This is a genomic window from Vibrio sp. St2 (assembly GCF_947311885.1).
Taxonomy (GTDB): Bacteria; Pseudomonadota; Gammaproteobacteria; order Enterobacterales; family Vibrionaceae; genus Vibrio; species Vibrio coralliilyticus.
Genome location: NZ_CAMZNA010000024.1, coordinates 1 through 14,726, shown reverse-complemented (window position 1 = coordinate 14,726; position 14,726 = coordinate 1). Strand labels below are relative to the sequence as shown.

Here is a 14,726-nt window from a genome sequence, read left to right as displayed (position 1 = left end):
CTGAAGGCGCTCCCCTGCTAAGGGAGTATGCGGTTTGTAGCCGCATCGAGGGTTCGAATCCCTCCCTCACCGCCATTAATTGGCCTATGGTCAATTTTTTTGTTTTAAAGAAAAATTAGCGTGATATACTTCACAACTCTCTTTTGAGAGAACATTGCGCGCTCGTAGCTCAGCTGGATAGAGTACCTGGCTACGAACCAGGCGGTCGAAGGTTCGAATCCTTCCGAGCGCGCCACTATTTCGTTTAGCAAGTTTAAAACTTGTTGAACACCCCGTGCGTCCTTAGCTCAGCTGGATAGAGTACCTGGCTACGAACCAGGCGGTCGGAGGTTCGAATCCTCCAGGACGCGCCACTAATTAAGGTCACTGACCTGATATTGATTGTATTGATATCAAACATTGCGCGCTCGTAGCTCAGCTGGATAGAGTACCTGGCTACGAACCAGGCGGTCGAAGGTTCGAATCCTTCCGAGCGCGCCACTATTTCGTTTAGTAAGTTTAAAACTTGTTGAACACCCCGTGCGTCCTTAGCTCAGCTGGATAGAGTACCTGGCTACGAACCAGGCGGTCGGAGGTTCGAATCCTCCAGGACGCGCCACTCATTAAGGTCACTGACCTGATATTGATTATATTGATATCAAACATTGCGCGCTCGTAGCTCAGCTGGATAGAGTACCTGGCTACGAACCAGGCGGTCGAAGGTTCGAATCCTTCCGAGCGCGCCATCATATAGAAGCCCTGCTAGAAATAGCAGGGCTTTTTTTGTTAACATTTCATTATCATTCTATTAACTTTATTTTTACAAGTTAATGTTTTCTAAGAACTTTTTTAGGAAACATTACCCCTATCGCAGTAATCATCCGATTTATCTAATAACGTCATAAAATCGGCAGTTATTTATCCTTATATCGTCTCATATTGCAGATTTATGTGATTTGTATGACGCAATCATCCCTAGAAATGTGCAATATCATCAAGACTGCTTTAAACAAAATTGACAAAGTTTAACCAATCGAGATAATCCTAGACCTCTTATCAGGATATTTGACTACTTTTCCTGAAAGAAAACGTCAGCACAGAACTGACGTCAAAAAGGTCATTTAGGACACGAAGTCCCAATAATTGAATGGCCAATATCTTGTCAGGATGACAAAGAAAGGATGCTTAAAATGGAAAATATTGGAAGCCTGCTAGTAGATGCTGCAACCCTGATGCTTACAGGGATGGCCGTAGTATTTATATTCCTAACTATTCTCGTCTATCTCGTTCGGCTAATGTCTAAGCTGGTGCCAGAAGAAGTGCCAGAGCCGATCGCTACACCGAAACAAAATAATAAAATTCAACCAACCTCTTCTGCTATTAGCCCCAAGGTAGTTGCAGCGATTTCTGCTGCGGTGCATCAACATCGCACTTCTACTGCTAAGTAGCATTTAAATTGATTAAAAGGAGTTAATGAGCATGTCTAAACCACTAGCTTTAACCGACGTGGTGCTTCGTGACGCCCATCAGTCGCTGTTTGCTACTCGTATGCGTCTTGAAGATATGTTACCTATCGCAGCGGAGCTCGATAAAGTGGGGTACTGGTCTTTAGAAACCTGGGGCGGTGCCACCTTTGATGCATGTATCCGTTTTCTAGGAGAAGACCCTTGGGAACGTCTACGCGCGCTTAAAAAAGCGATGCCCAATACACCCATGCAAATGCTACTTCGTGGCCAAAACCTGCTAGGTTACCGCCACTACGCAGATGATGTGGTTGAAAAATTTGTCGAACGTGCGCACGCCAATGGTATGGATGTGTTCCGCATCTTTGATGCAATGAACGATGTGCGCAATTTCCAGAAAGCGGTCAAGGCAGCAGTCGATGTAGGCGCTCACGCACAAGGTACGCTTTCTTATACTACTAGCCCAGCTCACAATACCGAGACTTGGGTTGATCTAGCGAAGCGCCTTGAAGATCTTGGTTGCCACTCTTTATGCATTAAAGATATGTCAGGTTTGCTTAAGCCGTATGAAGCGGAAGAGCTGATCTCTCGTATCAAATCATCGACCGATATTCCTTTAGCACTTCACTGTCACGCAACGACTGGCCTTTCTACTGCAACAGCAGTCAAAGCAGTCGAAGCTGGGGTCGATATTCTTGATACTGCGATCTCCTCAATGAGCTGTACATACGGCCACACTCCGACGGAAACTGTGGTTGCGATGCTCCAAGGTACAGAGCGTGATACCAACCTTAAGTTGGACCAGATCGAACCAATAGCCGCCTACTTCCGCGAAGTTCGTAAAAAATATGCGAAATTTGAAGGTCAATTAAAAGGGGTCGATTCGCGCATTCTGATCGCTCAGGTGCCTGGTGGCATGCTAACTAATATGGAAAGCCAACTTAAAGAACAGGGTGCGGCAGATCGTATTGATGAAGTATTGGACGAGATCCCGCGCGTGCGCGAAGATTTGGGCTTCATCCCTCTGGTTACACCTACTTCTCAGATTGTCGGTACGCAAGCCGTGATTAACGTGCTAACGGGTGAGCGTTACAAGAGCATCACCAAAGAGACGGCGGGTGTCCTAAAAGGCGAATACGGCGCAGCTCCGGCAGAAGTAAATGCGGAACTACAAGCAAAAGTACTGGATGGTGCTGAAGCCATTACTTGTCGCCCTGCGGATCTGCTGGAAGCTGAATTGGATACCCTTACTGAAGATTTGCTTGCTAAAGCGAAACAAGATGGTATTTCATTGGCTGAAGATACGGTCGATGATGTCTTAACCTACGCACTATTCCCTCAAGTTGGCCTGAAGTTCCTTAAAAATCGCCATAATCCTAATGCTTTCGAGCCTGCTCCAGGTAAAGAAGAGCCAGTGGCAGCACCTGCTCCTCAAGCTGCTCAGGGTGGGATTGAGACTTACAGTGTGAAAGTCGATGGGCAGGTTTACGACGTAGAAGTGGGCCCGCAAGGTCAATTGACATCGGTTGCTCCGGCTAACTCAACGCCTCAACAGGCTTCGCCAGCTCCTGCTGCTCAGTCTGGTAATTCAGAGCTGGTACCTGCGCCATTGGCAGGGAACATTTTCAAAGTGAATGTTCAAAGTGGAGCTCAAGTGGAAGAAGGTGAAGTACTTCTGATCCTCGAAGCGATGAAGATGGAAACTGAAGTTCGCGCAGCCCGTGGCGGTATCGTTCAAGACCTTCACGTTAAGGAAGGTGACTCAGTGACGGTCGGCGCACCGCTATTGAGTCTGGCGTAAGGGAGTATCATGGACGGATTAATGACCTTATGGTCAGAAACAGGGATTGCTAACTTCGAGTTTGGCCAGATATGTATGATTCTGGTTGGTTGTATCCTGTTGTTTTTGGCCATTCGTAAAGGCTTTGAGCCCTTACTTTTATTGCCAATTGGCTTTGGTGCCATCTTGGCCAATATACCTAATGCGGGTTTTACCGATGAAGGTGGTTTGCTTTACTACGTCTACTATGTGGGGATTGAATCGGGGATCTTCCCGTTACTGATCTTTATGGGCGTAGGGGCTATGACCGACTTTGGTGCTTTGATTGCTAACCCGAAAACCTTGTGGTTAGGGGCGGCTGCGCAATTCGGTATCTTTGCTACGTTGTTTGGCGCGATTTTGCTCAACTACGTGCCGGGTATGGAATTCAGCATGCCTGATGCAGCTTCGATTGCCATCATTGGTGGTGCTGATGGCCCAACCGCTATTTTCTTAGCAAGCAAGTTGTCACCGGATCTTCTCGGTGCCATTGCAGTAGCGGCGTACAGCTATATGGCACTGGTGCCTATCATTCAGCCACCAATCATGAAAGCGCTGACAACACCTGAAGAACGTAAGGTGAAGATGGCTCAGCTGCGCCATGTCGGCAAAGCTGAAAAAATTCTCTTCCCACTTGCTGTGTTGTTGATGACGATCTTGTTCCTACCTTCCGCGACCCCGCTGGTTGGTATGTTCTGTCTTGGTAACTTGATGCGTGAAGCTGGTGTGGTGGATAGATTATCGAAAACAGCGCAGAACGAGTTAATCAATATTGTCACCATCTTCCTTGGTTTAGGCGTTGGCTCCAAGCTTCAGGCAGAAGAGTTCCTCAATGTTGAGACCTTGGGTATTCTTGCCTTAGGTGCCGTTGCTTTCAGTATTGGAACTGCGGGCGGTGTCTTAATGGCTAAGCTGCTCAATAAGTTCTCCAAAGAAGATATTAACCCACTGATCGGTGCAGCTGGAGTTTCTGCGGTACCTATGGCTGCGCGTGTGGTGAACAAAGTTGGCTTGGATGCGAATCCGCAAAACTTCCTCTTAATGCATGCAATGGGGCCTAACGTTGCTGGCGTTTTAGGCTCTGCCGTCGCAGCGGGTATTCTCTTAGCATTGGTGAATTAACGTAAGTTATTAGTCAATTTGAGAATAGGCAGTTAACTTGCTGGCAATAAATGGTATATATTCAAAGGGATGCTTTCGCATCCCTTTTTCGTATCGATAGGGAAATGATGAAATGGAAAATAAACAAATCGCGATAACTCAATTTGGTGATCCTGACGTTTTAGCCGTTCAAACTAATGCGGTACCAGAACCTCAACAAGGTGAGGTATTAGTGAAAGTGGCCTTTGCTGGTGTCAACCCTATCGATGTTAAAACTCGCGCAGGTCTCGGCTGGGCGGCCTCACAGAACAAAGATAATCTACCTTGGGTGCCGGGGTACGATATTTCTGGTGAAGTGGTGACATGTGGAGAGCAAGCAAAGCGATTTGTTGCAGGTGACAAAGTGGCTGGCTTTATTGGCTTCCCACTCCAAGGCGGCGGTTACAGTCAGTACGTATGTGTACCGGAAGCAGAACTTAGCTTAGTGCCTGAGTCGATCACTCTAGAAGCCGCGGCGGTGCTACCTTTAGCTGGGCAGACTGCAGTTCAGGCTTTGGATAAAGCCAGTGTTCAAGAAGGACAAAGAGTGCTAATTCTCGCTGGTGCCGGCGGCGTTGGTCATATTGCCATTCAAGTTGCTGTGGCAGCTAAAGCAGAAGTATTCACGACTTGTAGTGAAGCAAACCTTGATTACATGGCAACGTTAGGTGCTCACGCCGTGAACTACCAATTTTCTCCTGTTTCCGAACGTGTCGAGGAAGCAGACGTACTGATTGATTTAGTAGGTGGTGATGCTGCACTGGATGCGCTCAAGTGTCTGAAAGATGGTGCTAAAGTGGTTACTGTACCGACTATTACAGCAGAGCTGATCTGTGAAAAAGCCAAATTGCTTGGTTTTGAAGCGACCGGCATGCTAGTTGATCCGAACCCTGAGCAGTTAGATGCGTTGATTTATATGGTCAGTGTTGGGCTGCTTAAGACAGAGATCCAGCATATCTACCCAATGGATCAGGTGATGGACGCGCATAAACAAATTGAAACAGGGCATACGCGAGGCAAGATCTTGCTTGATATGCAATGCTAGAGGCGTTTAACGCCGCGTTTGAAAGTATCGCTCTGTGGTTTTCTGATTCTGCACTCTGGGTTTTATTTCTTTCTGGTTTCCTGAGTGCAACGCTACTACCCGGGGGCTCAGAAGCTGGACTGATCGCTACTCTGAGCCTCAATCAATTTTCTACTCTTTCTATCATCATCGTAGCTACTGTGGGTAATACTCTCGGTGGTTTAACTAACTACTGGCTGGGTTTATGGCTGCCAAATCGAACTCAAAATGAAAAACATGGTCATAAAGCACTACAGTGGTTGAGCAAATACGGCTATTGGTCCCTTTTATTTAGTTGGTTGCCCGTAATTGGTGACCCGCTTTGTTTGGCTGCAGGTTGGTTACGCATGCGCTTCTGGCCCTGTTTGTGGCTGATCATGATTGGTAAAGCATTGCGATACAGCCTGTTAGCAGCCCTTTATTATGGTTTTTTCTAGGAGATGTCATGAGAAAAATCTGGCTAGGTGCATTTTCTCTCGTTGCTCTTTATGGTTGTGCAAACAATCCACTCTCTTCTGATTCTCATTTATCTTCGCTTCCTCAAGGTGTCTCTTTGATTGAGGAAGTGAAAGCTGAACCGGGTAAGGCGATGATCCCTTACTCTAAGTATCAGCTTGATAATGGCCTGACGGTCATTCTTTCTCCCGATGGTTCTGATCCTTTGGTTCACGTGGATGTGACCTACCATGTGGGTTCAGCACGTGAAGAAATTGGTAAATCAGGCTTTGCCCACTTCTTTGAGCATATGATGTTCCAAGGCAGCGAACACGTTGGTGATCAGGAGCATTTCAAGATCATTACTGAAGCTGGGGGAACCCTTAACGGGACTACGAACCGCGACAGAACCAACTATTTTGAAACCGTGCCTTCAAATCAGCTGGAAAAAATGCTGTGGCTGGAGTCGGATCGAATGGGCTTCCTGCTTGATGCCGTTTCACAACGTAAGTTTGAGATCCAGCGTGATACGGTGAAAAACGAACGTGCACAAAACTTTGATAACCGACCATATGGCCTGATGTGGGAAAGGATGGGTGAAGCGCTCTACCCAGAAGGTCACCCGTATTCTTGGCAGACAATTGGTTATGTTGAAGATTTAGACCGTGTTGATGTCAACGACCTCAAAGCCTTCTTCTTACGCTGGTATGGGCCGAATAATGCTGTACTGACGATTGGTGGTGATATCAATGTTGAACAGACGCTGCAATGGGTGAACAAATACTTTGGTTCCATTCCGAAAGGCCCGGAGGTTAAGCAGGCACCAAAACAGCCAGCGGTGCTGAAAGAAGACAAATACATCACCTTAGAAGACCGTATTCAGCAACCTATGGTTTTGCTGGGATGGCCAACTACTTATCGCGGTGAGAAGACAGAAGCGTCTCTGAACGCATTAGCCAACGTGCTAGGAAAAGGTGCCAATAGCCTGCTTTATCAAGAGTTGGTCAAAACTCAAAAAGCCGTCGATGCAGGTGCTTTCCAGGAATGTTCTGAGCTGTCATGTAACTTCTATGTGTATGCGATGGCCCCATCAGGAGAGAAAGGCAAACTGAAACCGCTTTATGAAGAGCTGATGCAGACGTTGCAGAAGTTTGAAGACCAAGGGGTAGATCAGGCTCGCCTAGATCAAATCACTGGCATGGCGGAAGCGAGTGCCGTATTTGCGCTGCAAAGCGTGAGAGGTAAAGTGTCTCAGCTCGCTGCTAATCAGACTTTCTTTGGACAGCCTGATCGACTGCAAACTCAGCTAGAACAAATACGTGCGGTTTCGCCAGAATCTGTCATGAAAGCTTATGAAGACTTCGTTAACGGTCATCACAAAGTGACATTGAGTGTGGTACCTAAAGGCAAGCTTGATTACGTTGTTAAACCCGCGACTTTCATTACACCAGAAAGAACTCTACCTGAGCATAAGAAGATCAAAGATCAAGATCTCGCTTATCGTCGTCCAGTCGATAACTTTGATCGTTCAGTGATGCCTGAAGTTGCTGAAGCCGTGAAGGCGCAAATGCCTAAGCTGTACAAACTATACTTCGATAATGGCGCTGAGCTATTGGGTACCCAAAGTAGCGAAACGCCTACAGTTCAACTGGAAATTCGTTTCCCAGCTGGTGAGCGTTATGTTCAACAAGGCAAAGAAGGGCTGGCGAATCTAACGGCAGCGATGATGGAAGAAGGGACGTTAGATTCAACGGTCGAACAGCTGCAGGCTAGACTCGATAAACTGGGTAGTACTGTATCTATCAGTGCCGCGAACTACACGACCAGCATTTCCGTTTCTAGTCTTGAGAAAAACTTACCTCAAACCTTGGCTATTGTTGAAGAGGTGTTATTTGAACCTGCGTTTAATGAATCCGACTTTGAACGTAATAAACAGCAGATGCTAGAAGGTATTGTTTACCAGCATCAGAAACCAAGCTGGTTGGCGTCTCAAGCTACAAGACAAGTTTTGTTTTCTGGTTCCATCTACCAACGCCCAAATGATGGAACGAAAGAGTCTGTTTCAGCATTGACTCTGGATGACGTCAAAGCGTTTTATCGCCAACATTACACTCCCTATGGCGCTCAGATTGTCGTGGTCGGCGATATAACCAAACGCCAAGTGAAGAATGAATTGGCCTTTTTGGAAAACTGGCAAGGGCAGGAGGCGCCTCTACTACGACCTCAGCTCATGAATGAAAAGGGCCCGCAGAAAATTTACTTGATTGACAAGCCAAGCTCACCACAAAGCATTGTTCGTTTTGTACGTCAGGGCTTGCCTTTTGATGCGACGGGCGAAGTGTATTTAACGCAATTGGCGAATTTTAATTTGGCAGGCAACTTTAATAGTCGAATAAATCAGAATTTGCGCGAAGATAAAGGCTATACCTACGGTGCAAGTGGCTACTTCGCGGCGAACCGAGAAGTTGGCGCCATTGTTTTCTCTGCTCAAGTTCGTGCCGACTCAACGATTGCTTCTATCAAAGAGATAGAAAAAGAGTTGAGTCAGTACAGTGAAAAAGGCATGACAGATGAGGAAATGAAATTTTTACGCTTAGCAGTCGGTCAACAAGATGCTCTGAAGTATGAAACGCCTTCACAGAAAGCACAGCTGTTAAGTAGTATTCTGGCTTACAGTCTGGACGAAGACTACCTCAAGCAGCGCAATGAAATTGTCGATACGGTGAGTAAAGATACCTTGAATCAGTTGGCAGCCAAGTGGTTTAGCCCTGATGCATATCAGATCATTGTGGTAGGAGATGCAAAATCGCTAAAGCCTCAGCTAGAAAGTTTGCAAATCCCAGTAGAAGAGCTTGAAATCGTCCGCTAGAGTACACATAAATTAGAGCATGAGAGAGGGGTTTGGGAAGTTCCTGCCCTCTGATAATTCAAACGGTCCAGAAGTAGTTGGGCCAGGACTATAAGCGAACCATCATTTTGACTGATTTTGCTGCGCGACTGGAGCGAGTTGCACAAACCCCTGATGTTTTTCAATCCTTTGGTCGTGGTGTAGAGAGAGAAACTCTGCGTTATAAAAAGGATGGCAGGCTGGCTACGACTCCTCACCCAAAAGAGCTGGGCTCTGCTTACGCGAATGATTGGATTACGACAGACTTTTCTGAATCGTTGCTGGAGTTCATCACGCCTGTATCCAGTGACATCAAAACTCTGACTGCGCAGTTAGAGGACATTCATCACTTTACTCAAACTAAATTGGGTGAAGAGAAAATGTGGCCGCTTTCCATGCCGTGTTATGTCAGCCAAGAAGATGACATCAATCTTGCGCAATATGGAAGCTCTAACTCCGGCAAGATGAAAACTTTGTATCGAGAAGGCTTGAAGCGTCGCTATGGTAGCCTGATGCAAATCATCTCTGGTGTGCACTTCAATTTCTCTTTTCCAGAGTCATTTTGGGATGCGCTGCACGGCCAGCAATCTGAACAAGAGCGTCAGACGACTAAGTCTGAAGCATACTTTGGCCTTATCCGTAACTACTACCGCTTTGGCTGGCTGATTCCTTATTTCTTTGGTGCTTCGCCAGCGTTATGTTCTTCCTTTATCCAAGGAAGAGATACTAAGCTGCCTTTCGAAAATATCGGTGAGACCTTATACCTTCCTCATGCGACTTCATTACGTATGAGTGACTTGGGCTACACCAATAGTGCTCAGAGTGTGTTGAAAATTGGCTTCAACAGTTTGGAAGAGTACTTGGATGGCCTTAATGCAGCAATTCGTACCCCGTCTGCTGAGTTTGCTGAAATTGGCGTTAAGGTAGATGGTGAATATCGTCAGCTAAACAGCAACGTCTTGCAGATTGAAAATGAACTGTATGCGCCAATTCGTCCTAAACGCGTTGCAAAAGGTGGTGAGAAACCATCGGAAGCTTTATCGCGTGGTGGTGTTGAATATATCGAAGTGCGAGCATTAGATGTTAACCCATATAGTCCGATCGGTATTGATGAAGACCAGATTCGCTTCTTAGACCTATTTCTGACTTGGGCGGCGATCACTGAATCAGAGCCGATGGACTTCTGTGAGCAAGCATGTTGGCGTGAAAACTGGAATAAAGTGATTGAATCTGGGCGCAAGCCTGGGCTAGAGCTGCAGATTGGTTGTAAAGGCGAAATTTTGTCTCTACAAGATTGGGCTCAACGTGTCTTCGATGAGATTACTCTGATTGCAGAGAAAATGGATGCCGCTGTTGGCGGTGAAGCCTATCAGTCGGTTTGCCATAAGCTGATGACTTGGATAAATAACCCAGAGCTGACAATTTCTGGCCAGCTTTTAGCAGATACTAAGCGCTTGGGTGGATTGGGCAAAGTTGGCTGTGAATTCGGCTTACAGTACCGCGAAAAACATTTGAACCATGCGTTCCAAGTGTACAGTGCGCAAGTGATGGAGCAAGAAGTTGACCGTTCCCGTGCTGCACAAGTAGACACAGAGCAAGCTGATATTCTCAGTTTCGATGAATTCCTAGATGACTATTTTGCTTATTTAAAGTCATAGGAAAAAGCTGTGAAAAGGACTTTACTGCTAATCAGTATGATGGTTTTAGGTGGTTGTTCGACGGCGCCACCTAAGAATCAAAGCAATCTGTGTGAGATTTTTCGTGAGCATCAAGATTGGTATGATGATGCGGCAGATATGCAGGAAGAGTGGGGTACGCCTATTCAGGTTGCGATGGCGTTTGTAAAGCAAGAAAGTAGCTTTCGCCATGACGCACGTCCTCCGAAAGACTATCTGTTGGGAATCATTCCTTGGGGGAGAGTCAGTAGCGCTTACGGATACGCTCAGGCGCAAGACCCCGCATGGGAAGATTTTCAAAAAGCGACAGGCCATGGTGGTTCGAGAACCAACTTTGATGATTCATTGATGTTTATTGGTTGGTACACCAGTGAAACCCAGAAGCAATTAGGGATCTCCAAATGGGATCCTTACAATCAATATTTGGCCTATCATGAAGGACGTGGTGGTTATAAGCGTAAATCTTATCAATCCAAACCTTCATTGATCAAAGTTGCTCGTAAAGTTGAGCGGCAGGCAAAGGATTATGGTTGGCAACTCAAACAGTGCCAGCAAGAACTGGAAAGCAACCGGAGCTGGTTTTTCTAGCTCGGTAGGAAGGAGAAGGACAATGCCATTATTAGATAGCTTTACTGTGGATCACACTCGCATGAATGCGCCAGCGGTGAGAGTGGCTAAGACAATGACCACGCCGAAAGGTGATACCATTACTGTGTTTGACCTGCGTTTTACTGCGCCAAACAAAGACATTCTTTCTGAGAAAGGCATTCACACACTGGAGCACTTGTACGCAGGTTTCATGCGCAGTCACTTAAACGGCGATAGCGTAGAAATTATTGATATTTCACCAATGGGCTGCCGTACAGGTTTTTACATGAGCCTGATTGGTACACCAACAGAAGAGCAGGTAGCTCAGTCTTGGTTGTCATCGATGCAAGATGTGCTAAAAGTTGAAAGCCAAAACAAGATCCCTGAACTAAACGAATATCAATGTGGCACTGCTGCGATGCACTCTCTTGAAGAAGCTAAACAGATTGCTCAAGCTATCATTGACGCAGGCATCAAAGTTAACCTCAATGACGAGTTAGCTTTACCTGAGTCAATGCTTAAAGAGCTGAAAGTCGATTAAATCAGATATAGATAGAACAAGAGGAAGGCAATGCCTTCCTCTTCTTTATTGAGCTTTAGGTAAGACAACAACTTGTGTCTTGGCCCAAATATCATGGAAGCCACGTTTTTTCGGGTCAATGGGGACAGTAAGGTTGGCCAGCCCAAAGCCTGATGTCGCGATGCGGATTAATGCCTGAGTCACAGAAATTGCGCTACCATCAGCATTGCGAACCTGTATTTTCCATGCTCTCATGCCTAGCGTTTGCCCTGCGCGAGTCCAAAAGAATACAAAGAAGTAGATCCAAACGGCGGCGAGATACAAAGTATAAACTGGTCCCCATATCGGGTGATTGGTGAGAAAGTCGCTGACATCTGCATACGGAGCAGCATTAAATCCACCCATGGCAACCAGCGCATGCAAAACTGCAATCACGATGCCAGCAGCCATCATTTCAATCGCAATCACGATCAGAGCATCATAAAATAACGCACCGAGGCGGCGCATCAATCCTGCTGGTGGCAGGGTATCTGTTGTCGACATAATAATAACTTACCCAAATTTTAGAAGGCGTCAGAATATAGCTTCACTGTGAGTCTGAAAAGAGACTTTGCGCACAGCTTAATAATTTGTGGCGATTTTATCAGCAAACGGCAATCAATTCAGTCTTTTGCACTTGCACGAATACTTTGCTTACGTATAATGCCAAACATCAAAGGGCAAGAGCCCAAAGATGCCGGTGTGGTGAAATTGGTATACACGACGGATTCAAAATCCGTTGCCTTCGGGCGTGGCGGTTCAAGTCCGCCCACCGGTACCATATTTAAACAACAAAGCCTCGACGAAAGTCGAGGCTTTGTTGTTTCTGGCGTTTATGATTTCTATTCCAGTAACAATGCGGAGGAGGCAGTCGTCTCATAGCGTTTCCTTCTTGTATTCGTGCATTTATACCGTCTCATTTATACCGTCTCATTTATTTTGTTAGTGCTTTCAGTTGTACCCATAAATATCAAAAATCTTTAATTTTTTCTGCTAGTTAAGCAATTGTTGTCTATCTTTTAGAGAGGAATACTATCTGAAAGGACCCAAACTAATGTATCAACTCACCCCCTATTTATTTTTCGCCGGACGTTGTGATGAAGCTCTGGAGTTTTATTGCAAAGCTTTTGGCGGGGTTGTTGTCACCAAGCAGTATTTTAAGGATGCTCCGCAACAAATAGAGGGCGCTGATCCTGATTGGATTATGCATGCAGAATGTGAAGCGTTTGGGATGAAGTTGATGCTTTCAGATGGTTTAGTGGCAAAAGAGCGCTCTGGGAATCATATGGCATTATCTTTGGTATTGGACGATCTCGATGAACAGGCCAGAGTGTTCGACAAGCTATCACACGGTGGTCATATCATGATGCCTCTTGCTGACACCTTTTGGGGAGGACGCTTTGGCAAAGTTGAAGACCAGTTTGGTATTCGTTGGATGCTGCATTGCGATCTGGTTAAATGACATGCAAAGTTTAAGCGGATCACACGCGTACCTCACTAAAGCTTACGAGTGATGAATTCAGGTTTTGAATCATCTAAAATTATAAATTGGTTAATAAAGATTAAGTTGTATATAGATCGTGGCTAGTATCAAAATTACAGTAGACAGACTTCAGCCAGGGTTGCATATCCGACTCCCGGTCAAATGGAATGAGCACCCGTTTTTGTTTAATAGCTTTAAGATTAAAGACGAGGAACAGATCCGTCTGATTCGTCACTTAGGCATTAAGCATGTCTTTATGAATCCGAATCAAAGTGATACTCAACCTCTTCCCCCTTCGACAGAGACTGAGAAAAAGGATGATACCTCCGCAGAGGAGATCGATCTTGAAGCTCAGAAACTATGGAAAGAGAAACAAGATCGGATTGAAAAGCTCAGTGCGTATCGTCGTCGGGTGATCAATTGCGAAAAAGAGTTTGAACGCTCACTTTCGAGAATGCGAGCGGTCATGAATAAAATTCGCAATCGACCAGAACAGGCCGTGGATGAAGCTGCGCAGTTGGTTGATGATATCGTTGATAAGCTGCTTAGTGATGATCATGTCACTTTACACTTGATGAACGGTAAAAGTGAATTTGAAGATATTTATTTCCATTGCCTCAATGTTTCTGTCATCGCCATGATGATAGCCCAAGCTAAGAAGCTTGAAGCGCAGAAAATTAAAGAAGTCGCTTTTGCTGCTCTTTTCCACGATATGGGAAAAGTCAAAGTCCCTTCTGCAATTGTACGTAAGCAGACCCCTTTAAGTGAACCAGAAAAGAACTATCTTAAACTGCATACTAAATACGGTTTGGATATCGCGAATAATATGGAGAGTTTTCCTGAAAGTGCGCGAACGGTCATCGCCCAGCACCATGAATTGAATGATGGCTCGGGTTATCCAGAAGGCTTGAAAGGGGAGCAAATCGATGAGCTGACGCAAATTATCTCGGTAGCTAATGCTTACGATAATCTGTGCCACAGCAACGTTCCTTCAGAGCAAAAGATACCCTATGTGGCACTTTCTCATTTATATAAGAACTGTAAGAACCTATACAACAACGAAAACCTAAATATCCTAATTAAGTTCATGGGTATCTACCCTCCGGGGACGGTGGTGCAACTGTCCAACGATATGGTGGGGTTAGTGATATCGGTGAATGCACGTAACATTCTTTTCCCAAACGTCCTTATTTATGATCCTTCCGTTCCGAGAACGCAAGCCCCCATCATCGATTTGGCAGAGAAAGAGATAAAGATAGTCAATGCTATTTTGCCAAATAAGCTGCCAGATAAAGTTCGTGAGTATTTAAATCCTCGCTCAAGGATCTCTTATTTCTTCGATACTGATGACTAGTTATCCACAGTCTTCTGTGGGTATATTGCCAATAAGGTGATGATAAATTGGTACTAAATAAGCGCTTGAATGATTAATAGTCATTCAAGCGTTTTTTTATCTAAAAAACGATTTTTGTGCTTGCCTTCTTTCCTCGCCTATCTATAATGCGCATCCACTGACACGGCATACGCCACAAGGCTTCAGCAGTGTTGGAGAGGTGAAAAAGCTTCTGAGAAAATAAGTTTGAAAAAGTGTTTGACTCTTCAAATTATCTCGCTAGAATGCACCTCCGCTTTGA

12 protein-coding genes and 6 tRNA genes are annotated in these 14,726 nt (G+C 45.5%); 17 read left to right on the top strand and 1 reads right to left on the bottom strand.

Annotated elements, in window-relative coordinates; translation table 11 throughout:
• Positions 1-158 precede the first annotated feature (158 nt).
• The 14 genes from QMA41_RS25565 to luxS all read left to right on the top strand — a co-directional run bounded on the left by QMA41_RS25565 (position 159) and on the right by luxS (position 11,591).
• A tRNA-Arg gene (locus QMA41_RS25565) sits at positions 159-235 on the top strand.
• Positions 236-276: 41 nt separating this feature from the next.
• A tRNA-Arg gene (locus QMA41_RS25560) sits at positions 277-353 on the top strand.
• Between the two features lie 50 nt (positions 354-403).
• A tRNA-Arg gene (locus QMA41_RS25555) sits at positions 404-480 on the top strand.
• A gap of 41 nt (positions 481-521) precedes the next feature.
• Positions 522-598 (top strand) — tRNA-Arg (locus QMA41_RS25550).
• A 50-nt stretch (positions 599-648) separates the two neighbouring features.
• Positions 649-725: transfer RNA gene (locus QMA41_RS25545), tRNA-Arg, on the top strand.
• Between the two features lie 444 nt (positions 726-1,169).
• On the top strand, positions 1,170-1,427 hold the full coding sequence (locus QMA41_RS25540) for an oxaloacetate decarboxylase subunit gamma (RefSeq protein ID WP_019278131.1): 258 nt from the start codon (positions 1,170-1,172) through the stop codon (positions 1,425-1,427).
• Between the two features lie 31 nt (positions 1,428-1,458).
• A complete protein-coding gene (gene oadA / locus QMA41_RS25535; RefSeq protein ID WP_281630912.1) occupies positions 1,459-3,243 on the top strand; it encodes a sodium-extruding oxaloacetate decarboxylase subunit alpha in 1,785 nt (594 codons plus the stop codon).
• A 9-nt stretch (positions 3,244-3,252) separates the two neighbouring features.
• Positions 3,253-4,383 (top strand): sodium ion-translocating decarboxylase subunit beta, encoded by a 1,131-nt coding sequence (locus QMA41_RS25530; protein WP_006957074.1) that lies wholly within the window; start codon positions 3,253-3,255, stop codon positions 4,381-4,383.
• A 112-nt stretch (positions 4,384-4,495) separates the two neighbouring features.
• Positions 4,496-5,446 (top strand): NADP-dependent oxidoreductase, encoded by a 951-nt coding sequence (locus QMA41_RS25525; RefSeq protein WP_045987566.1) that lies wholly within the window; start codon positions 4,496-4,498, stop codon positions 5,444-5,446.
• The gene (locus tag QMA41_RS25520; RefSeq protein WP_095573257.1) at positions 5,440-5,901 is read left to right on the top strand and encodes a YqaA family protein; all 462 of its coding nucleotides are present in this window, start codon (positions 5,440-5,442) and stop codon (positions 5,899-5,901) included. Before QMA41_RS25525 ends, QMA41_RS25520 begins: the two co-directional genes overlap by 7 nt.
• 8 nt (positions 5,902-5,909) lie before the next feature.
• On the top strand, positions 5,910-8,768 hold the full coding sequence (locus QMA41_RS25515; protein ID WP_281630911.1) for a pitrilysin family protein: 2,859 nt from the start codon (positions 5,910-5,912) through the stop codon (positions 8,766-8,768).
• A 107-nt stretch (positions 8,769-8,875) separates the two neighbouring features.
• A complete protein-coding gene (gene gshA, locus QMA41_RS25510; RefSeq protein WP_281630910.1) occupies positions 8,876-10,444 on the top strand; it encodes a glutamate--cysteine ligase in 1,569 nt (522 codons plus the stop codon).
• 9 nt (positions 10,445-10,453) lie between these two features.
• Positions 10,454-11,050 carry a hypothetical protein gene (locus QMA41_RS25505; protein ID WP_281630909.1) on the top strand — a complete coding sequence of 199 codons (597 nt, stop codon included), beginning with the start codon at positions 10,454-10,456 and terminating at the stop codon, positions 11,048-11,050.
• A 22-nt stretch (positions 11,051-11,072) separates the two neighbouring features.
• Complete coding sequence (luxS, locus tag QMA41_RS25500) at positions 11,073-11,591, top strand: S-ribosylhomocysteine lyase (protein WP_006957088.1); 519 nt, start codon at positions 11,073-11,075, stop codon at positions 11,589-11,591.
• A 45-nt stretch (positions 11,592-11,636) separates the two neighbouring features.
• On the opposite strand, the gene QMA41_RS25495 is transcribed toward luxS, so the two are convergent.
• The gene (locus tag QMA41_RS25495; RefSeq protein WP_038164643.1) at positions 11,637-12,113 is read right to left on the bottom strand and encodes an RDD family protein; all 477 of its coding nucleotides are present in this window, start codon (positions 12,111-12,113) and stop codon (positions 11,637-11,639) included.
• Between the two features lie 192 nt (positions 12,114-12,305).
• Here QMA41_RS25495 and QMA41_RS25490 point away from each other — a divergent pair.
• The 3 genes from QMA41_RS25490 to QMA41_RS25480 all read left to right on the top strand — a co-directional run bounded on the left by QMA41_RS25490 (position 12,306) and on the right by QMA41_RS25480 (position 14,446).
• Positions 12,306-12,390: transfer RNA gene (locus QMA41_RS25490), tRNA-Leu, on the top strand.
• 273 nt (positions 12,391-12,663) lie between these two features.
• Positions 12,664-13,071 (top strand): VOC family protein, encoded by a 408-nt coding sequence (locus tag QMA41_RS25485; RefSeq protein WP_006957092.1) that lies wholly within the window; start codon positions 12,664-12,666, stop codon positions 13,069-13,071.
• 118 nt (positions 13,072-13,189) lie between these two features.
• Positions 13,190-14,446, top strand: coding sequence for an HD-GYP domain-containing protein (locus QMA41_RS25480; protein WP_029236357.1), 1,257 nt, complete (start codon positions 13,190-13,192; stop codon positions 14,444-14,446).
• The last annotated feature ends 280 nt before the right edge of the window (positions 14,447-14,726 follow it).